General features: G+C 68.9%; 23 protein-coding genes and 2 pseudogenes. 13 read left to right on the top strand and 12 right to left on the bottom strand.

The window, feature by feature from the left end:
• Positions 1-81 precede the first annotated feature (81 nt).
• Positions 82-1467 carry an MFS transporter gene (locus ACIBK4_RS16715; RefSeq protein ID WP_398995471.1) on the top strand — a complete coding sequence of 462 codons (1386 nt, stop codon included), beginning with the start codon at positions 82-84 and terminating at the stop codon, positions 1465-1467.
• Between the two features lie 492 nt (positions 1468-1959).
• Positions 1960-2856 (top strand): DUF1028 domain-containing protein, encoded by an 897-nt coding sequence (locus ACIBK4_RS16710; RefSeq protein ID WP_398995470.1) that lies wholly within the window; start codon positions 1960-1962, stop codon positions 2854-2856.
• 124 nt (positions 2857-2980) lie between these two features.
• On the opposite strand, the gene ACIBK4_RS16705 is transcribed toward ACIBK4_RS16710, so the two are convergent.
• Positions 2981-3583, bottom strand: a complete 603-nt coding sequence (locus ACIBK4_RS16705) for a helix-turn-helix domain-containing protein (RefSeq protein ID WP_398995469.1) — start codon at positions 3581-3583, stop codon at positions 2981-2983.
• Between the two features lie 99 nt (positions 3584-3682).
• Between ACIBK4_RS16705 and ACIBK4_RS16700 the strand changes: the two genes are divergently transcribed.
• Positions 3683-4408, top strand: coding sequence for an SDR family oxidoreductase (locus tag ACIBK4_RS16700; protein ID WP_398995468.1), 726 nt, complete (start codon positions 3683-3685; stop codon positions 4406-4408).
• A 230-nt stretch (positions 4409-4638) separates the two neighbouring features.
• A pseudogene (locus ACIBK4_RS16695) lies at positions 4639-5066 on the top strand (transposase); the annotation flags it as partial.
• 154 nt (positions 5067-5220) lie between these two features.
• Here ACIBK4_RS16695 and ACIBK4_RS16690 read toward each other — a convergent pair.
• Positions 5221-5829 (bottom strand): SMI1/KNR4 family protein, encoded by a 609-nt coding sequence (locus ACIBK4_RS16690; protein ID WP_398995467.1) that lies wholly within the window; start codon positions 5827-5829, stop codon positions 5221-5223.
• Between the two features lie 5 nt (positions 5830-5834).
• Entirely contained in the window at positions 5835-6284 is a 450-nt protein-coding gene (locus ACIBK4_RS16685) for a DNA/RNA non-specific endonuclease (protein WP_398995466.1), read from the bottom strand.
• A 519-nt stretch (positions 6285-6803) separates the two neighbouring features.
• Between ACIBK4_RS16685 and ACIBK4_RS16680 the strand changes: the two genes are divergently transcribed.
• A complete protein-coding gene (locus ACIBK4_RS16680; protein WP_398995465.1) occupies positions 6804-7379 on the top strand; it encodes a hypothetical protein in 576 nt (191 codons plus the stop codon).
• A 334-nt stretch (positions 7380-7713) separates the two neighbouring features.
• On the opposite strand, the gene ACIBK4_RS16675 is transcribed toward ACIBK4_RS16680, so the two are convergent.
• The 3 genes from ACIBK4_RS16675 to ACIBK4_RS16665 form a co-directional block, all read right to left on the bottom strand.
• Positions 7714-8559, bottom strand: coding sequence for an SDR family oxidoreductase (locus ACIBK4_RS16675; RefSeq protein WP_398995464.1), 846 nt, complete (start codon positions 8557-8559; stop codon positions 7714-7716).
• Between the two features lie 60 nt (positions 8560-8619).
• The gene (locus ACIBK4_RS16670; protein WP_398995463.1) at positions 8620-9387 is read right to left on the bottom strand and encodes an SDR family NAD(P)-dependent oxidoreductase; all 768 of its coding nucleotides are present in this window, start codon (positions 9385-9387) and stop codon (positions 8620-8622) included.
• Between the two features lie 141 nt (positions 9388-9528).
• Positions 9529-9870 carry an ester cyclase gene (locus ACIBK4_RS16665; RefSeq protein ID WP_398995462.1) on the bottom strand — a complete coding sequence of 114 codons (342 nt, stop codon included), beginning with the start codon at positions 9868-9870 and terminating at the stop codon, positions 9529-9531.
• A gap of 221 nt (positions 9871-10091) precedes the next feature.
• Here ACIBK4_RS16665 and ACIBK4_RS16660 point away from each other — a divergent pair, with 221 nt between their 5' ends.
• The 3 genes from ACIBK4_RS16660 (at position 10092) to ACIBK4_RS16650 (ending at position 11531) form a co-directional block, all read left to right on the top strand.
• A complete protein-coding gene (locus tag ACIBK4_RS16660) occupies positions 10092-11060 on the top strand; it encodes a helix-turn-helix domain-containing protein (RefSeq protein WP_398995461.1) in 969 nt (322 codons plus the stop codon).
• Positions 11061-11124: 64 nt separating this feature from the next.
• Positions 11125-11253, top strand: coding sequence for a hypothetical protein (locus tag ACIBK4_RS16655; protein WP_398995460.1), 129 nt, complete (start codon positions 11125-11127; stop codon positions 11251-11253).
• Between the two features lie 2 nt (positions 11254-11255).
• On the top strand, positions 11256-11531 hold the full coding sequence (locus ACIBK4_RS16650; protein WP_398995459.1) for a hypothetical protein: 276 nt from the start codon (positions 11256-11258) through the stop codon (positions 11529-11531).
• Between the two features lie 363 nt (positions 11532-11894).
• Here ACIBK4_RS16650 and ACIBK4_RS16645 read toward each other — a convergent pair whose 3' ends face one another.
• The gene (locus tag ACIBK4_RS16645) at positions 11895-13412 is read right to left on the bottom strand and encodes a hypothetical protein (RefSeq protein ID WP_398995458.1); all 1518 of its coding nucleotides are present in this window, start codon (positions 13410-13412) and stop codon (positions 11895-11897) included.
• A gap of 122 nt (positions 13413-13534) precedes the next feature.
• Here ACIBK4_RS16645 and ACIBK4_RS16640 point away from each other — a divergent pair, with 122 nt between their 5' ends.
• On the top strand, positions 13535-14056 hold the full coding sequence (locus ACIBK4_RS16640; protein ID WP_398995457.1) for a transposase: 522 nt from the start codon (positions 13535-13537) through the stop codon (positions 14054-14056).
• Between the two features lie 7 nt (positions 14057-14063).
• On the opposite strand, the gene ACIBK4_RS16635 is transcribed toward ACIBK4_RS16640, so the two are convergent.
• Positions 14064-14627, bottom strand: a complete 564-nt coding sequence (locus tag ACIBK4_RS16635; protein WP_398995456.1) for a dihydrofolate reductase family protein — start codon at positions 14625-14627, stop codon at positions 14064-14066.
• A gap of 374 nt (positions 14628-15001) precedes the next feature.
• Here ACIBK4_RS16635 and ACIBK4_RS16630 point away from each other — a divergent pair, with 374 nt between their 5' ends.
• The gene (locus ACIBK4_RS16630) at positions 15002-15799 is read left to right on the top strand and encodes a VOC family protein (RefSeq protein WP_398995780.1); all 798 of its coding nucleotides are present in this window, start codon (positions 15002-15004) and stop codon (positions 15797-15799) included.
• Positions 15800-16100: 301 nt separating this feature from the next.
• On the opposite strand, the gene ACIBK4_RS16625 is transcribed toward ACIBK4_RS16630, so the two are convergent.
• On the bottom strand, positions 16101-16409 hold the full coding sequence (locus ACIBK4_RS16625) for a hypothetical protein (protein ID WP_398995455.1): 309 nt from the start codon (positions 16407-16409) through the stop codon (positions 16101-16103).
• An 84-nt stretch (positions 16410-16493) separates the two neighbouring features.
• Here ACIBK4_RS16625 and ACIBK4_RS16620 point away from each other — a divergent pair.
• Positions 16494-16697 (top strand): annotated as a pseudogene (locus tag ACIBK4_RS16620) (MerR family DNA-binding transcriptional regulator); the annotation flags it as partial.
• Between the two features lie 221 nt (positions 16698-16918).
• Positions 16919-17245: a hypothetical protein gene (locus ACIBK4_RS16615; RefSeq protein WP_398995786.1), complete on the top strand. Its 327-nt coding sequence runs from the start codon at positions 16919-16921 to the stop codon at positions 17243-17245.
• 396 nt (positions 17246-17641) lie between these two features.
• Here the strand turns inward: ACIBK4_RS16615 and ACIBK4_RS16610 are convergent, their stop codons facing one another.
• The 3 genes from ACIBK4_RS16610 to ACIBK4_RS16600 form a co-directional block, all read right to left on the bottom strand.
• Complete coding sequence (locus ACIBK4_RS16610) at positions 17642-19543, bottom strand: pectinesterase family protein (RefSeq protein ID WP_398995454.1); 1902 nt, start codon at positions 19541-19543, stop codon at positions 17642-17644.
• Positions 19544-19637: 94 nt separating this feature from the next.
• A complete protein-coding gene (locus ACIBK4_RS16605; RefSeq protein WP_398995453.1) occupies positions 19638-21908 on the bottom strand; it encodes an ATP-binding protein in 2271 nt (756 codons plus the stop codon).
• 108 nt (positions 21909-22016) lie between these two features.
• On the bottom strand, positions 22017-22964 hold the full coding sequence (locus ACIBK4_RS16600) for a nuclear transport factor 2 family protein (protein ID WP_398995452.1): 948 nt from the start codon (positions 22962-22964) through the stop codon (positions 22017-22019).
• A 160-nt stretch (positions 22965-23124) separates the two neighbouring features.
• Between ACIBK4_RS16600 and ACIBK4_RS16595 the strand changes: the two genes are divergently transcribed.
• Positions 23125-23658 carry a MarR family winged helix-turn-helix transcriptional regulator gene (locus ACIBK4_RS16595; RefSeq protein WP_398995451.1) on the top strand — a complete coding sequence of 178 codons (534 nt, stop codon included), beginning with the start codon at positions 23125-23127 and terminating at the stop codon, positions 23656-23658.
• Positions 23659-23661 lie beyond the last annotated feature (3 nt).

Here is a 23661-nt window from a genome sequence, read left to right as displayed (position 1 = left end):
TGGCCCTGGTACACCCCCCTGTGGCGCACCCCGGAAGATCACGGTCTGCCTCGCCGCCGCGAGCCTCTCCACTCTGGACGGATGACCACTCTTGAACCGGCCCGCGCGTCACAGGATGCCCGGCAACGCACGGCCGCACCGAAGCTGATCCTGGCGGCCACGTTCATGGGCATCTTTCTGCTCAACCTCAACACCATGGCGCTGAACGTGGCGCTGCCCGGCATCGGGCGGACCTTCGACGGCAGCACGGCGGGACTGCAATGGATCGTGGACGCCTACACGCTGATGTTCGCCGCACTCCTGCTCTCCGCCGGCACGCTCTCCGACCGCATCGGGGCGAGCCGCGCGTTCGGCGCCGGCGTCGCGGTCTTCACGGTCGCCTCGGCGGCCTGCGGACTGGCGCCCGGGCTGGGCGAGTTGATCGCCGCCCGCCTGATCCAAGGGAGCGCGGCGGCGATCATGCTGCCCTCCTCGCTGGCCCTCGTCCGGCAGGCCTTCCCGGACGCGGCCGAACGGGCACGGGCCATCGCACTGTGGACCGCCGGCGGAGCCGTCGCGGTTGCCGCCGGCCCGGTCGCCGGCGGGGTGCTCTCCAGCACGCTGAGTTGGCGGGCGATCTTCGTCGTCAACCTGCCCGTCGGCATCGCCACCCTCGCGGTGCTGACCCGGACGGAACGCTCGCCCCGCCGTGCCACACCGCTCGATCCGTACGGCCAGCTCACGGCGATCGTCGCGCTCGCGGCACTCACCTTCGCGGTGATCGACGGAGGGGAGAACGGCTTCGGCGAGCCCATGGTGCTGGGCTGCCTGGGGCTCGCCGCGGTGGCGACGGCCGCGTTCATCATGATCGAGGCGCGTACCGCCGCACCGTTGGTCCCGCTCGACCTCTTCCGTTCGCGCACGGTGACGGTTTCGGTCGCGATCGGCTTCGTCGTCAATGCGGCGTTCTACGGGCTGGTGTTCGTGCTGAGCCTGTTCTTTCAGGACGTTCTGAACCTGTCCGCCATGGCCGCGGGGCTGATGTTCCTGCCGATGATGGCCGTGATCGCCGCAGCCAACCTGGCCTCGGCCAGGGCGGCGGCACGGTTCGGGCCGCGGATGCCGATCGCCGTAGGACAAGCGATCCTCGCGCTGGCGATGTTCGGCCTGCTCTGGATCGACGCGGGCACCAGCAGACCAGCGATCGCGGCGATGCTCGTCCCGGTCGGCCTCGGCCTGGGTTTCTTCGTCCCTTCCCTGACCGCCATCCTGCTGAACGACATCGCCGCGGAGCGGGCCGGAATGGCCGCCGGGATCCTGAACTCCTTCCGGCAGACGGGCGGCGCGCTCGCCGTGGCCGTCTTCGGAGCCTTGGTCGCGGACCGGGGTGAGTTCATTGCGGGTCTGCGGGTCGCCTTGTGTGTCGCGGCTGTGATGCTGACAGCCACCACGGCCGCGGCCCTCATGCTGCCGCGCGGCCGTCGCTGACAGGACGGTGACGGGGATGTCCGGCACAGGGCCCGGTAATGAACTCAATCCGAGGGAGCCGGGCGGCGCACGTCGTGAGGGCACTGCTCACCTCGCCTCGGCCGGATGTGGGGCACCCGCACCCCAACCTTCAGATCGGCTGGACAAGCCGGTCGATGACAGGTGGCGGAGGGCGGCAACGGCTCCTCGCCCAGCCGCTGGCGGGCCCGGACCCGGGTGCTCCCACCCGAGGTCGGCACCTGCCAGCCGACATCCCGGCACCCCCCCATGAGAGTGTCGGCCAGCCGGGCGGCGACCGCCTCATCGACCGCGTCGCGCGGCACCACTGCCGTCAGTACTCCCAAAACAAGTGCAGGTTTCGGCACTTCCAGAACGCAGAACACAGCCTTGACAGTGAAGCTGGGCCTGGTGAGTGTCTTTGAAGCCGCACCCATCATCACCAGGGCCTACCGCGACGAGGTCTCTGCTCGATTCTTGTAAGGGGGAAGGTGTGTGACTTTCACGATTCTCGCGGCGGACCCGCAAACCGGCGAGTTAGGGGTTGCCTCGTTCAGCTTCGGGCTTGCCGTCGGAGCCGGCATTGTGCACCACTCCCCCACATACGGACTTGTCGCCGTGCAGGCGCTCGGCGATCCGGCGTGGGCATCCCGTCTGCTTCCGAACCTTGCTTCGGACGCGTGGTCCGATGGCGTTGCCGAGCTCAGCCGAACACCTGGTTTCGAATCCGGTCAGGTGGCTGGACTGTCGACCAGCGGCGACACCTTCGCATTCACCGGCTCGGACACGGAGGCGTTCGCCGGGGCTGCTTGCGAGCAGAACGTCTGCTGTGCCGCGAACCTCATGGCGGTTGACTCCCTTCCCATCTTGGTGACCGATTACTTCCGGTCGCTCGACCCCCGGATGTCGTTGGCTTCCCGACTCGTCCAGTCGGCGCACCACGCAGACATGTTGGGTGGCGATGTGCGTGGACGCATGTCGGCCTTCGTCAGGACATTCCACAGCGATCCGGAATACAGACCGGTGGACTTGCGAGTCGACTGCCATCCGGACCCTGTCTTGCAACTGGTGCACCTTGTGCGGATCGAGCGGGCTCACAGGTTCCTCACTTCGGCGCTCGACGAGCAAGGCAAGTACGCCGACGTTGCGGCCACCCAAGCTGCCTACCAGCTCGCTCCGGAAAGCGCGGTCACTGCGTCGGCGCACTTGCTCGCCCGACTCCGGACGGAGGACCTGACCGATCCGGAACTGAGAGCCTTTGCCGACGAGCTGGTTCGACAACAACCCTGTCTTCCTGAGCGTCTTCGGCGACTGGAGTCGGCGGGGCGCCTTCCGGCCGGAACCGTAGAGGGGCTCGCCCTACTCGTCGAGGCACCTCATCGGAATGCATGATGCGGTAGGAGGACCGCCACCTGACACAGAGTCAGCTCCAACCCGACAGGTGGTTGGGCGGGTTGCCCCGGCCGCAGGCATGAAGGAGGCTCCTGGTCGGTGGATTCACGGCTGGGACCGTGTCCTACGTGGTGAGGCGGACGAGTCGCTTGAAGTCCACCGCGCCCACGCTGGTGGCGAGTTCGGCGGCTGCCTCCCAGATGCGGGCCGGTAGGCCGACGTCGTCCGGCTGGTCGGTCCAGCGCTCGAACGCGGTGCGGAAGATGGCGACGCCGACTTGCGCGAGCAGCATCGCCTCCGATTCAGCGGCGCCTCGGTCCCGCAACGCGTCCGCCACCGCGTCCGTCACGGCGGCGAACTTGGTTCGCCCTCGTTCCTGCAGCTCCGGGCTGGCCCGGACAATCGCGCGCCGTTGTGCGGCGAGGGGGGCCGGGGCCTGGTCGGCCAACGCTCCGGCGACGTCCGCGAGAGCGGCCAGGAGGGCCTCGAAGGGCGAGAGGCTGTCGCCGGCGTGCCGGACGGAGCGGGCGAGGGCGGCCGGAAGTTGTTCTGATTCGGCAAACAGCACGTCCCGCTTGTCCGTGAAGTAGCGGGAGAACGAGCGTCGGGTCAGCCCGGCCCGCTCGGTGATCTCCGCGACGGTGACGTTCTCGTACCCGTGCTTGAGGAACAGCTCCAGCGCTGCCTCGCGGAGCCGGTCTTCGGCGTGTGGGTCCCATCGCGGCATGCTCGCCATCCTAACAGTGATGACTCAATGGGTCGTCATCGCTGCTAGGGTGATGATGACCCACTGAGTCATCACTGTTGAGGCATAGGAGTAGGCATCATGGCTATTTCAGGCCAGCGCATCGTCATCATCGGCGGCAGTTCAGGGATGGGACTGGCCACGGCCCGCGCCGCAGCTGCGGCCGGGGCGGCGGTCACGATCGCGTCGAGCGACCAGGGGCGCCTGAAGGCCGCGCTCGCGCAGTTGCCGGGCACGTGCGACGGGGCCGTCGTCAACACCCGCGACGAGGCCGGCGTCGCCGCCCTGTTCGACCGCGTCGGCGAGCTCGATCACGTGGTTTACACAGCGGGTGACACGGTGCGTCCGCAGCCGCTGGCAGACCTGCCGCTCGACGCCGCCCGGGAGCTGTTCGAGGTCCGCTTCTGGGGAGCCGTCGCCGCGGTCAAGCACGCGGCACGGCGCGTCCGGCCGGGAGGCTCGATCGTGCTGACGTCCGGGACGGTCGCTGTTCGCCCCGCACCCGGTACAGCGCTCGCGGCCGGCGCAGCCTCTGCCACAGAGGGCCTGACGCGAGGGCTGGCTGCCGAGCTCGCCCCCGTGCGCGTCAACGCGGTCCGGCCGGGAGCCATCCGCACCCCGCTGTGGGACCCGGTTCCGGAGCCGCAGCGTGCCGCGCTGTTCGCGACCCTCGCCGATCGGACGCTCACCCATTCGATCGGCGAAGCGGACCAGATCGCTGCGGCGCACCTGTACCTGATGGAGAACCGCTTCGTCACCGGAACCGTACTCACCGTCGACGGAGGCGCCATCCTCGCCGGGGTCTAGTGCCGCAGGTCATCGTTGGCGGTGTGGCGGGGACCTCGGCGGATGCCGTCAGGCAGCAGCTTCGGCAGTCCAATGGATGCCGGATGATATGAGCTTGTTGTTTCGCCTCCGTGTCAGCGCGGCGAGTTGAGTGCCCGCTGACCAACGAGGGCTGGTGCGAGAGCGATGCGGCTTTGATGGTGTGGTCATGTGCGTTGTCGAGACGCTGTTGATCATGTCAGGCCGCGAGGGTGCGTCTCCTGCACGACGCTGCCCGCACGGAGTCCCTGACCGTGTCATCCCGGTTCCGGACCGTTTTCTACGACTGCCTGACCGCCCGCGCCGACGCACTGTTCGAACTGACCGATGCCGTACTGCGCACCGACGGACCGGTGCGGTCGCCGGTCGACCTCGCCCTGGTACCCGAACACCGCCGCGGGCACGGTTCCCTCTACGCCAGCCTGAACCGCGGCGGGCTCTTGCCGGAATTCCGTTGCCTCGGGCGGCCGGCAGGCGGCTAGTCCTGGCAGTGGACGTCTCGCCGTGGCTGCGGCCGGACGTCGGCACCGTCGCGGACCGCTCGTTCTGCCACACCTACGGCCGCGGCAACGCCAAGCACCAGACGATGCCCGGCCGGTCGTACTCAGTCGACGTTGCCCTGGAGACCAACCGCACCTCTCATGGAATTTTCGGCGCTCCCCCTTCATGAACACCAGCAGCGAATCGCTTCCTCGGAAGGCCGCGCCCAAGCCGTTCCTCCACGGTTCGCCAGGACTCGGCCGAAGCCGGACGGCGACGCTCACGGGCACCGACCGGCCACAGCGGGCTGCTCATCACATTCCGCGAGGTGGGCCGTACCGCGTCTCAGGTCGCTCGTCCGGGGTCATGGGCAGGTCCTGTAGTGCCACCGGCCCCGGGTAGAAGGCGGAACCGCCCGGGCCCGTCACCTCCTCGCCGACCAACCAGCGGTAGAGCCACTCCGCGAACGAGAATGAGTACTCAAGGAATTCATGGTCGCCGTTCTCGATGAACAGCGACCCCCGGCCCGAGGCTCCCCTGGGAGTGTAGAAGATCACCTCGCCCCGGTCGGTGCTCGCGATCGGAATCAGACCGTCCGGAGTGCCGAAGACCAGCTCGGGGACGCCGAGCGAGATGCGGGGGTCGCCCTCGGGTTCCCCTTCGTCCCACTCGACCTGCGACCAGGACGCGGAGGTACGGCGAATGTCCTCGGCCAGATTGAACCGTTCGGTCGCTGGATGGGTCAGATACAGGTGCCCATTGATCTGAACAGGGGCGTAGGCGTCAACGATCTCCTTGTAGTCAGCCGGGAGACTGACCCCCAGCTCGTTCTCCACCCTCCGCCACGCCTCGGGATCCCGGTACCGCCACGACGGCTCACCGAGCATCTCCAGCACGCGCTCAACATAGTTCTCGTTCTTCAACCCGCTCACCTCCTCGGGCAGTCGGCGCTGCCCCGAGTGGTCCCACCCGTCGGCGACTGCGTGATCACACGGTGCTTCATGTTTCCGTCTTCCACAGTCCCGTAGTTGTACTCGATCTCAGTGGGTATGCCACTGCCGCTGTTGCCGTAGTGCGGGATCACGGAGATCTCCACGTGCTTGCCCGACTTGACGGAGTTCCTGATCTCCTTTTCCACGCCGTGATTGAGGTACGGGCTGTTGGTCTCCTCGTACTCCGCCACCAGGTCCCGCAGGTCGATCCCGGACCCTGTCGCCGCGGCGGGAATCAGATGGCCGTTGGCGGGTTGTGGCCCTGGTGCGCGATCTCCGCCATGCCCGGAGGCTTCGTGGACGAGTTGGTGTTCGTCCCCGGCGCCTTGCGACCCTTGTTGTAGTCGCTCTGGTCCAGCAGACCGTACACACCGGTCGCCCGGCACTCGTAGCGGTCCTCGAAGGTGTCGTAGTAGCGCTCGCGCGGCAGGTACACGGCGTGTCCCGTCGGGCTCACTCCTGGACCGACGTCGCACTTCTCGTCGTTCCGGTCACGACCGTCGTTCTTTCCGCCCGGATTGTCGACCGGCGCGTGCAGGAGTTCCTGGGCGTCGTCGGGCGTGTAGTCGTCGTTGTCCGCGAGGTCGAGCATCTGCGCTGCGCCGACGATCAGGGGTGCGACAGATGTGGATCTCTTCCTTGTCTGTCTCCGTCGGCTCGGCCGGGTCCGCGAGCTGGCTGCCAGGAGCGCGTTGCCTGGTGCCGGCGTCCTACGGCTGCCCTTCCGTGTTTTCGATCAAGCCACGGTGGATCCGGTCGCGGTGCTCGACCCCCACGGCCAGGACCCCATCGTCCCAATCCTCGCGCCCTCTCCACCGACGCCATCCGCTCCGGCCTGATCAGCTCGGCGGACGAAACCGGGGGTAAGCAGTTGCGACTGAGGAAGAGCCCCGGACAATGCCCCCGTGGACTCAACGACGTTGCTCGGCCTCGCCGGCATCGGCGGCACGCTTCTTGGCGCGGTCGTCGGAGCGGCCGGCATCCTGGGCTCGGCAAGGATCACCAGCCGGGCCCAGGCGACCATGGACGAACAGAACGCCCGACGGCAGGCGTACAGCGCATGCGCGACGGCTCTTCTCGCCCGGCGGGACGCGACAGCCGCACTCCTGGACCTGTTCAAGAGCGACGACTTCGACCAGGCCGCCGTGCAGGCACGGCTCCAGGAGGTTGACGAGCAGCGCGACCCGGTCGCGCGGGCCGTCGGTGCCGTAACCATCGAGGGCCCGTACCACGTGGCCCACGGTGCCGCGTCGGCCGCGAAGGCCATCGGGCTTCTGTCCGGACGGATCCGCGACTGGGCAGCGGAAGTCGCCGGTGGCCGCGACCGCGACGAACTGCTCGGGAGCCAGCTGCAATTCGCCCTCAGAGACCAGGGCGATGCGGAGGAGATGCTCGACGCCTTCACCGCCGGGTGCCGCAAGGTACTCCGCCCCACCGAGTCGGACCGGCCGACGCGGAGGGGCCTCCTGCGACGCCGCTGATCGTCCGCCCGCAGCTCGAAGGCACACCGTCCAGAGGTTTCGAGGACGACGCGGCGGACTTCGGCCCGGGTTCGACGGGCAGTCACCCGGAGCCCGCAGAGCAGTCCCCGCTGGGCATTTCGATGATCAGCCTCCAGGAAGCTGGTCGTGGTGGCCAGCTCACAAGATTGCCTTCATGAGGAGTTCGACCGTCTGATGCGCACCCCTGGCCCGGTCCTCGTCTATCGCCGTAACCGCGCCAAAGTCGTGCAAGGCGAGATTGATGCCGTCGAGCGTGCTCTGGGCGTGCTGGGCTCCTCCCAGCGGTGGGAGCCCGAAGCCCGGTCCGGGCATGTCAGGCGCTGATGTCGTCGTAGCCCAGGTCGCCGCCGAGTTCACGGGAGGCTTCGGCCTGCGCGAGGAGCTCCCTGGCCTTGGCCTGGACGCCTTCGATGGCGTCGGCGCCGGCGACGAAGCGCTGCAGGGGCTTGTCCTGGTCGGCGATGGCGAGCAGGGCGCGGGCGAGCTTGGCGGGGTCGCCGGTCTGCTGGCCGTTCATGCTCTTCCAGGCCGCGATGGTGGCGGTGGTGCGCTCGGCGTAGTCGTCGATGGTCGGTTCGGGCCAGATGGTGGAGCCGTCGACGAGCAACTCGGTGCGGAAGAAACCGGGTTCCACGACCGTGGTGTGGATGCCGTAGGGCTCGACGTCGTAGCGCAGGGATTCCATCCAGCCCTCGACGCCGAACTTGGAGGCGGCGTAGGCGACGCAGAACTCCTGGCCGATGATGCCGGCGGAGGAGGAGAGGGTGATGACGTGGCCGGCGCGCTGCTTGCGCAGGACGGGCAGGACGGCGCGGGTGACGTTCATGGGGCCGAAGAGGTTGGTCTCGATCTGCCGGCGCATCTGCGCGGGCGTGATCTCCTCGAAGTAGCCCGCGAAGAAATTGCCGGCGTTGTTGATCAGGACGTCGATACGGCCGAAGCGGTCGACGGCGGCCTGCGCGGCTGCCTCGGCGTCCTCGATGCTGGTGACGTCCAGCTTGGTGACCAGCAGGTTGTCCTGCGGTCCGCCCAGCGTCTTCTCCACCTCTTCGGGGCGGCGGCCGGTGGCGACGACCTGATGGCCGGCGGCGAGGGCCTCGCGGACGATGTCCGTGCCCAGGCCGCGTCCGGCACCGGTGACGAGAATGACCTTGCTCATGATGGGTTCCTTGGAGTGTGTTTGCGTTTCTAGGGGTGTTTCGGTGGGTGGGGTGGGAGGTCAGGCCTGGTCGGTGGGCATGATCCACAGTTCGCCGACGGAGGCGTGGCGGGGCCGGGTGACCATGTAGGCGACGCCGTCGGCGATGTCCTCGGGAGCGAGGACCTCGGTCTGCTCGTAGAAGGTGCCGATCGCTTCGCGGACCTCGGGCTTGTGGTCGTTGTGCGAGCCGAGTTCGGTGTCCACGCCGCCCGGCTCCAGTACGCCGACGCGGACGTGGCGCCGGGTGACCTCCTGGCGCAGGGACTCGGTGAAGCCGTTCACGCCGAACTTGGTGAGGTTGTAGACGCCGTAGCCGTTCCAGGCGACCCGGCCCGCGATCGAGCTGATGTTGACGACGTCGGCGACCCGGCGCGGCCCGTCCTCGGCGGCCTTCAGCAGGTGCGGGAGGGCGGCACGGGTGGTGTGGAGGAGGCCCTGGACGTTGACGGCGATCATCCGGTCCCACTCCTCGGCGTCCGCGCCGACGACCGGACCCAGGAGCATCACGCCCGCGTTGTTGACCAGGGTGTCCAGACGTCCGAAGTGCTCGACGGTCCGCTGTACGGCGGCCTCGGCCTGGGTGCGATCGGTGATGTCCGCTCCCACCACCAGGGCGGTGCCGCCCGCCTTCTCGATCTCGGCGGCGAGGTCGTTCAGCCGGTCCTTGCGGCGGGCCACCAGGGCGACAGAGGCGCCGCCCTCGGCGAGTCGGCGGGCGGTGGCGGCGCCGATACCACTGCTCGCGCCGGTGACGAGCGCGACGGTACCGGTCAGCTTTGTTGCCATGAGAGTGTCCTGTTCTTTCTTGGTGCTGTGGGTGTGCGACGCGAGGCCGGCACGGAACCGGATGCGCCGAGCGCCGGTGGTCGGGTCGCGTCGGCGTAGGGGCGGCTACGGCGGAGGCGGGTGGCGTACGGCGCTCCGCCGCTATGCGGCGGGGAGGGCGCCCAACTGCTGGAGGATGCCGAGCATGTCGAGCTGGGCGCGTTCCTCGACGACCTTGCCGTGGGACAGGCGGTAGAACGCGAAGCTCTCCGCGTGGATCTTCTTGCCCGTGCCCTCGACTCCGGCGAAGGGGCCCTCATGCGTGCCGGTCATGGTGTAGCGGACGCCCACGGTGTCGCCCTCGGCCCGCATGTCCTCCACCGTCCACTTGAGGTCGGGGAATGCCTTCATGTTCGCGGCGACGATGCCGAGATACGCGGCCCGGCCCCGCTGCGTCAGGCCGCCGAAGTACATGACGACGTCCGGGCTGATGAACTTCCTCACCCGACCCGAAGGCCGTTAGGCCGAGCGTTCCCAGCGCCGTGACGACGACAGCGGGCTTGGTGTATCGACGCATGATCCGTCCTCCGATTCCGGGCCGTTCACACCGCCGTGGGCGGTGCACCATCAACAGAACCGGTTGTCACGGGTATGTGGGAGTCCCTGATGAGGGGGTCACTGAGAGGGACTCCCAGGCGGCGGGAAGCGTTCGTAGAGTGGAGCACATGACAGGAAGAAACGACCCTTACGGCACCAACCGCGACATCCGCGGTGATTTCCGTGCGGAGATCAGGGAATTCCTGGGCACGCGACGGGCCAGGGTCACCCCCGAGCAGGCCGGACTGCCCTCGTACGGCGGAGACCGTCGGCGGGTCAGCGGGCTGCGCCGGGAGGAGGTGGCTCTGCTCGCGGGCATCTCCAGCGAGTACTACACCCGGCTGGAGCGCGGCAACGCCACCGGCGTCTCCGAGGGCGTCATCGAAGGCATCGCGCAAGCGCTGAAGCTCGACGAGGCCGAACGCATCCACCTGGTCGATCTCCTGCGTGGCGCCGGCACGAGCCGCCCGCCGCGGCGCCGGCCGGCCCAGCAGCGTGTCCGGCCGGCGGTGCAGCGCGTCCTCGACTCGATGACCGGCACGCCCGCGTTCGTCATGAACGGCCGCCTGGACGTCCTGGCGGCCAACCTCCTCGGGCGGGCCCTGTTCTCCCCGGTCTACGCCGACCCGATGCGGCCACCGAACAACGCCCGGTTCGTCTTCCTCGACCCGCACGCGACCGAGTTCTTCCTCGACTGGGACGAAGTCGCCGACGACACAGTCGCGATGCTGCGCGCCGAGGCCGGCCGTGACGCCTACGACCGCCGACTGACGGACATGATCGGGGAGTTGTCCACCCGCAGCGAGGAATTCCGCCGTCGCTGGGCCGCCCACAACGTCCGGATCCACACCACCGGCGCGAAGCGCCTCCACCACCCGGTCGTCAGCGACCTGGACCTGCCGTTCGAGACCTTCCCGCTCGGCAGCGACCCCAGCCAGTTCCTCCTCACTTACACCGCCGAGCCCGCGTCACGCTCACAGGACGCCCTCAACCTGCTGGCCAGCTGGGCCGCGACCAACGACGCCATCGTCGACATCGACGAGTCCACGCCGGCCAGCGATTCCAAGACGCCCGAGACGCCCGAGACGCCCGACTGACCGGCAAGCCCCTGTGTGGGAGGCCGTTCAGAGGCCGGCAGAAGATCCCTCGTCGTCTCGTGGAGTGCGCGACACGGCGTACGGCGCCCGGGATTCCGCAGACACCCGTACCGTCCACCGGGCGCTGGACCTGGGCGTCATGTACATCGACACCGCCGAGGTCTACGGCCCCTTCACTGGTGGCTGCACCTGACCATGCAGGGCATCGACTTCGTGGGCGAGGCCAAGGAGCACGACCTCAACGCCATCAGGGACACGGCCCGTCCACTGCTGACCGCCATCCCGGCCTTCGATCTCCGGCTCGGACCGGAAGCCGTGGACACGGAGGCAGCACTCCTGCACATCGACTCCGACGGTCCGGTCCGAGCCGTCCGGGACGCGATCCGGGTGGCCATCGGTGAGGGGCTTCATGCAGTTCCCGGCACCACCGACGAGTACGACCACGGTCGGATTCCAACTGCCCTTGTTTGACACGGCGAACATCAAGATCTCCGGGTGAGGCGAGCATGCGCTGGGACCCGGTCCGATCCCGCTTCACCGTCTCGCTCCGCACTCTCACCGCCTTAGCAGTGACTCTTGGCACGGGGCGACCCTGCCTTCTCGCTGGCCGCTGGCGCCCTCCCAGGACGACGCCGAACGCCGCAAGGACACGAACACGGACGTGACGCATGAGCTCTCGGCGGACGCGTTGTTCGCCAAAGGCAGCTCGCAACTGGGCAGTTCGGCGCGTAGGTCAAACGGACGACGGTGAAGAACATCCGCGTCTTCGGCTTCACCGAGAGTCTCGATTCTTCGCCGGGCGAGTGAGCGGTCGACCTGGCGGGTGGGGCGCGCTCACTGCTGGTGCACCAGGTCGGATATCACGGCAGGCGGCAGGGACGGATTGGCTGCCGCCGCTTCCCTTACCTGCCCCTCCGCATCGACGAGCAGCTCTACGGCGACCGGTGGCGGGAGTGCTGGATGGCGGGCGGCTATGGGTCTTGCCTGTTTGTCCGTGAGGCAGACGAGTAGCGCCGTGGCCGTTGCTCCGCGGTGTCGGGCAACCTCACGGAACACCTTTTGCACCGTTGGTTTGTGCCGGACCAGTTCCTCCAGCAGTGCTGGGGGTGCGTCCGGGTTGGTCGCTACCTTGGCCAGGACGCGGACGCCGTGTCGGTCGACCATGGCGCGCAACTGCGCTTCGGTGAGGCCGGGGTGCGGAGCGAGGGCCTTGACCACCTTCGCGTCGGGGTCGTCGGCCAGACGGTCGCGTATCTCGGGCGGCAAATCTCGTCGGTGGGCCACGAGCATTCGGGCAGCCGGGTCCGGTGACTTGGCCAGTTCTTCGACCTCGGCGGGAGAAGCGGTGGCGATACGGGGCAGAAGAGCGTTGCCGATCTTGGCAGTTCGGGCCAGCTGGGTGAGCACGTCGAGCGGCACGCGGGGATGGTGTGCAAGCCTGCGGCGCACGTCGGGGTCGCGGTCACCGGCCAGCACACGGATCAGGGCATCGTCGATCACGGGATTTTCGGCAAGGTCGGCGCGCACACCGGGAACGGGGTCCGAGGCGAGCCGTGCACACGCCTCCCGGGGCAGGTCCTGGCGAGCGGCGAGCGGCCAGCGCAACAGCATCGACGGATGGTCCACGAAACCGACGACGGCTTCGACGGGGGTGGCAGCGTTACGCAGTGCCGCCTCCCTCATGTCATGGACGGTGGACTCGTGGGAGCCGTCGCAGGAGGCGCCCGGCGGTAGTTCGCAGTCGAGCCGTGGGCACTGCCGATCGTGAACGAAGGGAGTCTCCTCGCGGTCACAGACCAGACAGCGTCGCGCCGCGGGCAGTCCCTCTCCGGTCAGCAACGCCGCCAGTACGGCGGGGGGTGTCGCCTCGTTGGCCGCCACCGCGCGGCGTACCTCGGCGTGCGGATGCGCGGCGAGCCTCGCGGCCACGTCCGGGGTGGTCCACAAAGCGAGTTCGGCGACGACCCGTACGTCCGGGTCCGCCGCGAGCGTGTCCAGCACGTCGGAAGGGAGACCGGGGCAGGCCGCCAGCTTCTCCCGGCGTTCACGGACCGGGTCCGCCGCGAGGAGACGCGCCCACTCCGGGCGGCCGACACCTTGGTCGAGCAGGGCGAGGGCGACATCCGGCCGGACGGAGGGATCGACGTCGGCGGCCGTCAGCCGGCCCGCGTACGCGAGCTGCACCGCGCTCCCCTCGACGCGCTCGGCCAACGCCACCGCCTGGACGTGGCTGAGGTCCGCGCGACAGGCCAGCTCCGTGGCGATGTCGTCGTCCGCGACGGATATCAGATGGTCGACCAGCTCGGACGACAGGGCCGGATTGGCGGCGAGCCCGCACAGGATGTGATGCACAGAGGCATCCTGCCCGGAGCGTAAATGATGAGTTCGGGATTTTCTGGTGCCGACGAGCCAACGGGACGCCACGACCGGTGCTCAGTGCGCTACCTGGCGAAAGAAGCGCTCAGTGATGGTCTGTGATAGCTCGTCGCTCCGTTGCTGCCGTCGTTCAACTCCCGTGCGCAGGACGGCGGGACCGTTGCCTGTTACGAGCGGGTGTGGTCACGACGGTCGTGTATGTGCTGCCCGGCGGGTGTGCCTGGCGGCATCTGCCGGGGACGTTCGGCATCTCGTCGGCGACGGCGCAACGCCGGTTCACCGCATGGACCCGGGCGGGGCTGTGGCGTCGGCTCCACCGGGCAGTCCTGGACGAACTGTGTGTGCGGGGTGAGCTGGACTGGGCCTCGGCGATCGTCGATGCCGCCTCGGTCCGGGCCGAACGGGGGCACACTGCGCGAACGCCGATTGGTCCCACGCATCGCACGTCCCGGGATCGAATCGAGCGAGCGGCTCGGCCGGTACCGCTGGAAGGTCGAGCGGTCGATCGTCTGAATGTTCGACTACCGCCGGCTTACGGTCCAATGCGAATGGAAGAGATCTCACGGCCTCGCCATCCTCGTCCCGGCCCGGCCCGGCCCGGCCCGGCCCGAGTCGCGTGACGGGCTCTCAACGCCTCGTCTCGTACCTGGTCAGGATCACGCCGCCGGGCAGCGTCCGCGTCTCCACCAGGCTCAGGTTCACCCAACTGTCCAGCGCGGCGAAGAACGGCGTGCCGCCGCCCACCAGGACAGGCGCGGTGGCCAGCACGTACTCGTCGATCAGCCCCGCCCGCATGGCCGCCCCGGCGAGCGTCGCACCGCCGATGTCCATCGGGCCGCCATCCTCGGCCTTGAGCCGGGTGATCTCGGCGACCGCGTCACCGGTGACCAGCCGGGTGTTCCAGTCGACCTTGTCGACCGTCGAGGAGAACACCACCTTCGCCATGTCCCGCCAACGGCGCGCGAACTCGATCTGCGCCGGGGTGGCGCCCGGCTGCTGGTCACCGGTCGGCCAGTAGGAGCTCATCGTCTGCCACAACTTGCCCCCGTACAGCGTCAGTTCGGTCGCCTGCAACTGGTCGGACCAGAACTGGAACAGCTCGTCGCTCGGCACGCTCCAGCCGATGTCGCCGCCGGGCGCGGCGATGTAGCCGTCCAAGCTCACATTCATGCCGTAGATCAGTTTCCGCATGGCGCCAGCCTTCCGTGAATCGGTCTCACGCGTACAGACCGACGCGGCGAGGGAAACTCATCGTTTCGCCGAGGAAATGGCGTCGATCCTGAGGCTGGTCTTGGGTGACATCGCGGTGAGGCCCTACAACCCGGTTACAAGGGGGCGGGGCCCGAGACGCAGGCCGCCTCGAAAAGTACGACAGCCGGGATCCCAGAGCACGACAGACAGCCAGGATCACTTGGAGGTGGCAGGCACGCGAAACCGGGCCGACTGGCCGCTGGGCCGACACGACTCACTTCCCGCCACCCGTTCGGTCCGGTTCAGGCTGTCCTGGCCGAGTATGGGATGGCCCCGTCCTTCCCCCCTCTCCCCCGGAGGTACCCGTGCCCGAAGTGAACAGCCCCTACAAGTCCGGCACTCCGTGCTGGATCGACCTGATGGTCCCCGACCAGCAGGCGGCGCTCGACTTCTACCGTGACCTGTTCGGCTGGCAGGGCGAGATCGGCCCGCCCGAGACCGGCGGGTACTCGGTCTGTCTGCTCAACGGCAAGCCGGTCGCCGGGATCATGAAGGCGATGAACCCCGACGGGACGGCGCCGGACCCGCTGCCGCCCACGGTGTGGACGACGTACCTGGCCACCGACGCCATCGACGCCACGCTCAAGGCCGTCAGGGACGCGGGCGGCAGCGTCATGGCGGGCCCGATGGACGTCATGGAACTCGGTCGGATGGCGGTCATCACCGACCCGACCGGCGCCGTGGTCGGCCTCTGGCAGGCCGGTTCCTTCGACGGCGCGGGCATCGTCAACGAGCACGGCGCGCTGATCTGGAACGAGTTGAGCACCGGCGACACCAGCGCCGCGGCGGCGTTCTACTCGGCGGTACTGCCGATGAGTGCGGCCCCGTCCGCAATGCCGGGCGCGGAGGGGTACACCGAGTTCAAGGTGGACGGCCGCGGCGTCGCCGGAATGATGGACCTGTCCGCGATGCCGCCCGGAGTCCCGCCGCACTGGCTGCCGTACTTCCACGTCGATGACGTCGACAGCGTTCAGGCAGCCGTGGTGCGGGCCGGTGGCACCGTCATGGCACCGGCCTTCGACATGGCGGCCGGCCGGATGGCCGTACTCGCTGACCCGCAGGGCGGCGGATTCGCCGTGATCACGGCGTCGGCGCCGGAGGGCTCGGCCTGACGAGTTCGCAAGATGCGCGGTGCGACGGACACCTCCCGTGACCGTCGCACCGTGGTCGTGTCGGCGCGGCCGAGGGTGATGCAGCGGCCGGCACCGGTGGCGGGCGGTGTCGAGGGCGAACTGCACCGTCCTGGAGCGCATCACCAGGGCCGGGACCCCGCTGTACCAGGCGTCCTCGCGTTCCAGAAGACGGGCCGGTTCGCGGAAACCTGCGAGGTCGTTCCGGACTTGGAAGACGGCTGGTGCTGACCGCTTCCGCATTCCGGCCCGCTCGCGGTAGCGGTCCGCCTGGGTCGCCGCATCAGAGCGACCGCGAGTAGGTGTCGGAGGGGGTCAGGACAGGAATCGTAGAGACTCCTCCCACATGCCGTTCCGCGTTGGCGGTGACGAGTACGTACGATGCGACGCCGCCGGCCCAGCCGTTGCCGTCGGAGACCGGGACGGCCTCGTTGCAGTCCTCGAAGTGGCGGCCGCCGATGCCTTCCAGCTGAGGCGTGGTGGCCAGCGGTACGGAGGTCTCGGCGCCCTGCTGGGGCGACTTGCGGCGCTCGGGCGGGGTCCTGAGGCCGCCGGTGTGGCGCTGGAGGTTGGTGGCGATGGCACCGGGCATGTGGCCCAACTCGCCGACACCCTCGGCACCTGGATGACGGAGTCCAAGCGCTCGCAGCCGTAGGTCGCCGGCGAGTGGTGTCGCATGTCGTGCCATCGCCAACCCAGCGCGTGCAAGGCGTGCCTGTTCCATTCCGTCGCTCGGCGCGGAGCTCGCGACGCGTGCTCGATCGGGGAGCTTTCCCGGCGGACCGGCTTGTCTGTGAGGACCATCCGGTTCTCCTCCGATTCGGGGCTGGTAACGCCGACCACCCGTAGCCCCGCCGGTTATCTGCCCTACGACCTTGACGCACCGCTTCGTCACGAACTCCTGCGCACACTGCGCAGGTTGGGCACGGACCTGCCCACGACGCAACGGGTGCCGGACCGTGAGCTCGTGGTGGCGGAAGTCGCCGCTGCGCACACCGACGCCATGGACATCCGGATCCGAGTGCTGCAACTGCGTCGGAGCATCTGCGGGTCATGGCCGGCCGCGGGTCCAGTCCCGAGGGGACCAAGCTCATGGTTCGCGTGGCCACTCCCGATCTCCCTGATGATCCGACCGTCGAGCAGATCGCCGCCCGGGTGGGGCTCGCCGAGCTGGTCGGCGTTGAGGATTTTCGTGCCCGGATGCGTCGGGCGGCCGTACGCCAGGCCGCCGGCAGCGCGCTCGACGTCGAGTGCGCTGCCGGCGGGGAACTGATGGAGTTCACCCGTCAGAAGGTGGCCGAGGCCACAGAGTCGGGCATCGCCCCGCTCAGCGAGGAGGGCGCGGCCGACGAGCCCCATGCGGCCTGGACGGCGTGCACATCGAGAGGATCACCGAGGCCCAACCCATGGCGCCGGCAACCGCCTTGACGTGCGAACTCGGCCTCTCATCGCCAGGCAATCCGGCCGATGACCGACGTGTGAGTCCCCACCGTCAGCGGCCGGGGATGGACGTACTCCTCGAACGAGGCCAGCACTGTGCCTGTCAGGAAGACGCTCGTCGCCCACACCTCGACCGTTCAGCCGCTTCGAGTCGGCCTGTGAACCGACTGCCGTCCGCCGGGTCGGCAGGCACGCCCGGAGCATCCTGAAGCAGTGGGACGTACCGGAAAGCGACTTCGATGATGTGGAGCTGGTTGTCTCGGAGCCGACGCCCAATGCCCTTGAGTGCGGCGGTAGTTGGAGTCGGTGCGCCGGTTCGTCCTGACACTGTGGCGCTTCCCCGACGCATCCGCCCGACTGACGTACACGATGTCGCTGTCGGCGTCAGTAGACCGGGTTCCAGCCGTCGGTGCCCGCGAGGTATTTCTGGGCGGTGTGGTCGGCCGCCTCGGAAGCGGTCAGCTGCGGGCTGTTGGCGTTGTCTCCGACACCCGCGCCGATGTTGTTGTATTCCTTGAACCGGGCCCACGACCAGGGGTAGTCGGGGGTCATGTCGGTCCAGGGCTGGTCGGCGTCGATGCCCGAGTGGATCGTGCTGTCGCGGACGACCGCCTGGGGCCAGGCGTCCGCCGTGTTGTGCCAGGGCCGGCCGAGGTACATCGTTTTCTCCGGGACACCGTTGGTGAAGATCTCGCTGCCGGTGATCAGGATCCCGTAGTCCTTGCGGTAGTCGGTGTTCGGTGCGAGCACCGTGCCGCCGACCCAGTTGCGCATGGCGATGTCGCACCGGTCGAACACCGCTGTGGCGTTGCCGAAGATGAAGTCGACCGTGCCTTCGACGTAACTGCCGATGAAGTACTGCCGGTTCTGGTCGGTGGCCATCGGCGACTTGACCAGCACCGTGTCCTGGCGGCTGAGGATCCGGACCTGGGTGTAGATCTGCCGGTCGCCTTCGGCGGCCAACGCGACGGCCTGGGTCGAGTAGGCGTCGACCTCGGGGTGGTTCGCCGGGTCGAAGGTGTTCTGGATGGTGATGCCGTCGACCGTGACGCCGGTCGCCTTCACCGTGAGGACTGCGCTGCCCTCGGTGCCGTAGATCGTGCCGGTCGCGGGGTTGGTCATCCCGTGGGCGCGCTCGGCGGTGAGGACGACATCCGTGGCAGAGGTGCCTTGCTCGCCCTTCATGAACAGGTTGGTCCTGCTCGCCGGTACGACGACCGCCTCCGCGTAGGTGCCCTTGGCCAACAGGATGGTGCGCTGGACGCCGTCCGAGGGGGCGGCACTCACCGCGGCCTGGAGGGTCGGGTAGTCACCCATGCCCTCGGGCTCGACGTAGTACGCGTCGTCGTCCTCTTCGAGGAGGCCCTTGCCCTTGGTGTGGGGCAGGTTCGAGTGGTACGCCGTCATCAGCGCCCGCTGGAGGGCGTACGCGGTCGCGAAGACGATCCCGGCGCCGATGTCGAGGGGCGCGGAGAGGGCGACGCCGATGCCCACGGCCGTCACGGCCAGCAGGGTCGCGCTCATCGTGGCCCAGTTGTTGTGCTGTGCCATGGCCTGCTGGGTGACGGTGTACGCCTGCCCGTTGGCGAACGCGGTCACGGTGTCGGCCGCCTGGTTGCGGAACCGGGAGGCTTCGGCGACGCCCACGATGATCTGGAGGATCGCCGATGCCGCGAGCCTGGTCTCGACCTGGTCACCGTCCTGGAGCCGCAGCACCGCCGTGTTGAAACTGGCCGGAGTGATCTGCATGCCGTCGCGGGTGGCGCCCTGTTGTTGGAGATCGCTGTAGTTCGCCAGGCCCTGGAACCGTATGTTCGTGTTCACGAGCGTGGCGTCCGGCAGCTGCACCTCGGAGTCCAGCCTGAAGATGGTGCCCCATTGCGGGGCGCCGGCGCCGTCCTCGACCCCTGCCCGCCAGCCCATGATGTAGGAGTCCGACCGGCGCATGAACACCCGGATGAACTCGGGCCGGTCCTCGGCGTGCAGGTCGATGAGGACGAACGAGGAGGTCCCGTCGATGTCGGTGACGTCCACGGCGGGGCCCGTCGTGTCCGGCCGGTGCCGGCCGGCCCGCATCGCGTTCCTGATGCCGTTGAGCATGCCGGCGTAGCCGGTCTTGGCCTCGTCGGGCTCACTGCTGATCCGCCAGGTGACGTCTGCTCCGGTCGCGGCGGCGGCGCTCGATGCGCCGGTCAGCACCGCTCCGCCGGCGGTCGCGAGGCAGACGGCCGTGGCGGCGGCCAGAAATGATCTACGGGAGGGCCCACTGTGCGTTGTGCTCGTCATGCCGAAAGACTCGGTACGGGGTGCGCTCCGGGTCCATGGGTACTTCTACGGGTCCGACCACCGGCCCGGAACCGGGTATTTGTACGGGGTTGTCCTACGAGGTGACCGCCTGGTTGGCTGTCCACCAGGACGCGATGCGGGCACGGGAGCCGAAGTCGAGCTTGGCCAGGATGTTCTCGACGTGGCCGTCGACCGTGCGCGGTGAGCGTCCGAGCGCGGAGGCGATCTGCCGGTTGCTCATGCCCTCGGCCACCAGCGCGGCCACTTCCTGCTCGCGCCGGGTCAGCGGGCTCGGGACGGCGGCCGTGAGGGTCGGTTCGGACTCGTGTTCGGCGCGCAGGGCGAAGGCGATGGCGTCGTCTGGGCAGCGGTGGTGCCCGCCCTCCGCGAGGAGTTCCTCGTACGCTGCCGGGCCCAGGGTCCGTACGATCTCTTCCTCGCACTGGGCGTGCTGCTGCGCCATGTGCGGGCCGAAGGTCGAGATGGGGGTGTCGATGTCCTGCCACAGGGCACGCGCGGCTCCCAACAGCCGCGCTGCCCGGGGGTGTTCACCGCCCGCGGCGGTGACCCAGGCGAGCTGCTCCAGCATCAGGGCGACCCTGAGGTAGTCGGTGAAGCCCCGCTCGTTCTCCAGCGCGGTGCGGATCATGAGCGCGGCTTCCTTCAGGTCGCCGCGCATCCAGGCGTCGTAGCCGAGCGTCCACTGCGCGTGCGCGCGGACAAGTCGTTCGTCGTGCGCCTCGGCGAGGGCGACCGCCTGTCTGCACGTCTGCGTGGTGCGCGGATCCCCGAGGTGGGACTGGGCGGTGGCCAGCAGAATCAGCGCGTAGACCGCCCCGATCTCCTCGTCGGTCCCCTTGTGGGCGGCCACCGCCTCTTCCAACAGGGGCACAGCCTCCTGCAGCCGGCCGCCGAACAACGCCAACGTGCCGCGCAGGCTGGTGACATGGGCGCACACCACCCGGTCGGCCAGCCGCTCGCCCAGCTCCGCCGCCTCGTCCAACCGCCCGTACGCCGCTTCGTGGTCGCGCTGCAGCACCGCGATCCAGGCGGCGACCCACAACGCCCTGGCCCGGGCCGGGGTGGGTTCGGGTGCGGCGGCGAGGGCCTGGTCGAGCCGATGGCGTCCCTCGCCGAGGAATCCGCCCTCGCACCAGTGGAAGCGCAGCGCGGCGGCCAACTCCAGGGTGGCCTGCGGCTCGCCGCCCTGGTCCAGTGCCGCGCGCAGGTTGGCGTACTCGGCGCGCATCCGCGTCAGGCTCTCCAACTGGCCGGGGCCGTACCAGCCGTCGGCGATGCGCTCGGCGAGAGCCAGACAGAAGGTGTGGTGCCGTCGCCGTATCCGCTGCTCCTCGCCGGACTCGGCGAGCCGTTCCCGGCCGTATCGGCGGATGGTCTCCAGCAGCCGATAGCGCTGCAGGCCCTCGCGCTCGCAGGGCAGGACGACGGACTGGAGGACCAGCCGGTCGAGGAGTTCGAACACCTCGTCCCGGCCGATGCCGTCGCCCGCACAGACGGCCTCGGCCGCGTCGAGGCCGAAGTCGTCGGCGAAGACCGACAGCCGGTTCCACAGCAACCGTTCGGCGGGGGTGCACAGTTCGTGGCTCCAGTCGATCAGTCCACGCAGCGTCCGCTGGTGCGGCCGGGCGACCCGGCTGCCGTTCACGAGCAGCTTGAAACGGTCCTCCAGCCGGTTCAGCGCCTCGTCGACGGTGAGGGTCCGCAGCCGGGACGCGGCCAGTTCGATGGCCAGCGGCAGCCGGTCGAGGTCGTCGCACAATCTCAGGACCTGGGCACGGTTGCCGTCGGTGATCCGGAACTCCGGGCGTACGGCGGTGGTCCGGTCCCGCAGGAGTTCCACCGCGTCGTCCGGCGCCAGCGGAGGCACGGCGACGACGTGCTCGCCGTAGATGCCCAGCGCCTGACGGCTCGTCGTCAGAATGCGCAGCCCGGGCGAGGCCGACAGCAGCCGATGGGCCAACTCGGCGCAGGCGTCGACGAGATGCTCGCAGTTGTCCAGGACGATGAGCGGACCGCGTCGCATCAGAAACGCGGCGAGCTGGTCGATGACGGGTCGGGTGCCCAGGTCCGGCACCCCCAGTGCGGTCGCCGTCGCGTTCGCCGCCGACTCGGGGTCCCGCACCGGGGCCAGGTCCACCAGCCATACCCCGTCCGCGAAATCGGCGGCCGACGCGGCGGCCACCACCAGCGCGAGTCGTGTCTTGCCCACCCCGCCGGCACCGGTGAGCGTCAGCAACCGTGTCGTCCCCAGCCGGCGGCGGACTTCGGCGAGATCCGCGCGCCGGCCCACGAACGTGGTCAGAGCCGCCGGCAGATTCCCCGCACCCGGTATCTGGATGGTCATGTTCCTACTCGCCTTTCAACGGCTCGCACTCGTCCTGGTACATCGAGGACTCCGGCGCGGTGGCAGCACGCTTCGTTGCGGGCGGTCGGGCGGTGAGCGGATCGCTTCTCAGAACATCGTGTTGTCGTTGGCCGAGGTCGCCGGCACGTCCTGGATGACGTCCCAGTGTTCGACGATCTTCCCGTCACGGACCCTGAAGAGGTCGAGGACGGCCTGGCCGCGCTGGCCGGGGGCGCCGATGTAGTGGCCGTGGACGGCGACGAGGTCGCCCTCGGCGATGACGCGCTTGATGTCGTACGTGGCGTCGGGGAACTGCTGGTAGCTCGCGGCGAGTGCGGCCTTCAGGTCCTGCGAGCCGTTGGGGAACTGCGGGCTGTGCTGCTGGTAGCCCTTGGCGACCACGTAGGCGTCGACGGCGGAGACGTCCTTCTTCACCCCGACGCGCTCGACGTAGTCGGTGACCAGCTTCTTGTTGTACGCCGTGAGCCGCTCGGGACCCGGCCGTTCGGTCCGCGGACTGGAGACGGTGGAGAACATGTCGTTGCCGTTGGCCGTGGTCGCCGGCACCTCCTGCCCGACGTCCCAGTGCTCGGCGATCTTCCCGCCCTGGAAGCGGAAGATGTCGATGACGGCGTTGCCGCGGGTGCCCGGAGTCGCGACGACGTTGGAGTGCACCAGGACCAGGTCGCCCTCGGCGATGACCCGCTTCACGTCGTACGTGGCGTCCGGGAACTGCTGGTGGAAGCCGGGGGCGAGGTTCTTCAGGGTCTGCGAACCGTTGGGGGCGAGCGGGTTGTGCTGGATGTAGTCGGCGCGTACGAAGCGGTCGACGACCGAGGTGTCGCCGCGTTCGAACACGCCCTTGAGGACATGGACGGCGACGGACTTCTCGTAACCGAGCCGGGCGTTGTCGCCGTGGCCCGCGGTGTGGTGCGCCGCGCCGGACGCGAACGGTGCCGGTGCCGCCGTGGCGGGCACGGCCGCTGTCGCGGCGAAGGCGCCGGCGACGAGTCCGGTGGCGAGGATCCTGCGAGCGGTTGAGTTGATGGCCATCATGCGCTGCTCCGATATCAGGAAAGGAGAAAGGGGGTGAGTGGATTCATCGCCCACGACGCCCCCGTGTCAACTTCAAGCTTGTACTCAACCTAACGTCGATGACTTCAAGCTAAAACTCATTGTGGCGCGGATCACTTCACGCTTGTAGTAAAGTCGCGGCATGGGGAACACGCAGGAGCCGCGGTGGCTCGACGCGGAGGAACAGCAGAGCTGGCTCACATTCGCGTACATGCTCATCCGGCTGCCAGCCGCCCTGGACGCGCAGATGCAACGCGACGCCGGCATCAGCCAGTTCGAGTACCTGGTGATGGCCGGGCTGTCCATGTGCCCCGGGCACACCCTGCGCATGAGCGACCTGGCCGACTTCACCGCCAGCAGCCTCTCCCGGCTGTCCAACGTCGTCGGCCGACTGGAGAAGCGCGGCTGGGTGACCCGCACCCCCGACCCCTCGGACGGCCGCTACACCCGGGCCGTGCTGACCGAGCAGGGACGCGAGAAGGTCGTCGCCAGCGCTCCCCCGTACGTCGAAGAGGTCCGCCGCCTCGTCTTCGACCCGCTGAACACGGCACAGCAGCGGCAACTGCGCGAGATCAGCCGCCGCATCCTGCACGCCAATGACCCCGACGACCCCTGCATCGACGATCCCCTCGGGGCACTCAGGGACGCGGCGGGCCCCGCCACACCGCCCGCCTGAACA

The sequence above is a fragment of the Streptomyces sp. NPDC050528 genome (genome assembly GCF_044457795.1).
Classification (GTDB): domain Bacteria; phylum Actinomycetota; class Actinomycetes; order Streptomycetales; family Streptomycetaceae; genus Streptomyces.
Note: the sequence above shows the minus strand (reverse complement) of the source record. Positions and strands in the feature narration are given on the sequence as shown.

What these genes read in the sequence shown, in the direction of transcription:
- ACIBK4_RS16715 (WP_398995471.1), top strand. Translation starts at nt 82, where the DNA reads ATGACCACTCTTGAACCGGCCCGCGCGTCACAGGATGCCCGGCAACGC.
- ACIBK4_RS16705 (WP_398995469.1), bottom strand. Translation starts at nt 3,583, where the DNA reads ATGCCGCGATGGGACCCACACGCCGAAGACCGGCTCCGCGAGGCAGCG.
- ACIBK4_RS16700 (WP_398995468.1), top strand. Translation starts at nt 3,683, where the DNA reads ATGGCTATTTCAGGCCAGCGCATCGTCATCATCGGCGGCAGTTCAGGG.
- ACIBK4_RS16675 (WP_398995464.1), bottom strand. Translation starts at nt 8,559, where the DNA reads ATGAGCAAGGTCATTCTCGTCACCGGTGCCGGACGCGGCCTGGGCACG.
- ACIBK4_RS16670 (WP_398995463.1), bottom strand. Translation starts at nt 9,387, where the DNA reads ATGGCAACAAAGCTGACCGGTACCGTCGCGCTCGTCACCGGCGCGAGC.
- ACIBK4_RS16660 (WP_398995461.1), top strand. Translation starts at nt 10,092, where the DNA reads ATGACAGGAAGAAACGACCCTTACGGCACCAACCGCGACATCCGCGGT.
- ACIBK4_RS16650 (WP_398995459.1), top strand. Translation starts at nt 11,256, where the DNA reads ATGCAGGGCATCGACTTCGTGGGCGAGGCCAAGGAGCACGACCTCAAC.
- ACIBK4_RS16635 (WP_398995456.1), bottom strand. Translation starts at nt 14,627, where the DNA reads ATGCGGAAACTGATCTACGGCATGAATGTGAGCTTGGACGGCTACATC.
- ACIBK4_RS16625 (WP_398995455.1), bottom strand. Translation starts at nt 16,409, where the DNA reads ATGCCCGGTGCCATCGCCACCAACCTCCAGCGCCACACCGGCGGCCTC.
- ACIBK4_RS16610 (WP_398995454.1), bottom strand. Translation starts at nt 19,543, where the DNA reads ATGACGAGCACAACGCACAGTGGGCCCTCCCGTAGATCATTTCTGGCC.
- ACIBK4_RS16605 (WP_398995453.1), bottom strand. Translation starts at nt 21,908, where the DNA reads ATGACCATCCAGATACCGGGTGCGGGGAATCTGCCGGCGGCTCTGACC.
- ACIBK4_RS16600 (WP_398995452.1), bottom strand. Translation starts at nt 22,964, where the DNA reads ATGATGGCCATCAACTCAACCGCTCGCAGGATCCTCGCCACCGGACTC.
- ACIBK4_RS16595 (WP_398995451.1), top strand. Translation starts at nt 23,125, where the DNA reads ATGGGGAACACGCAGGAGCCGCGGTGGCTCGACGCGGAGGAACAGCAG.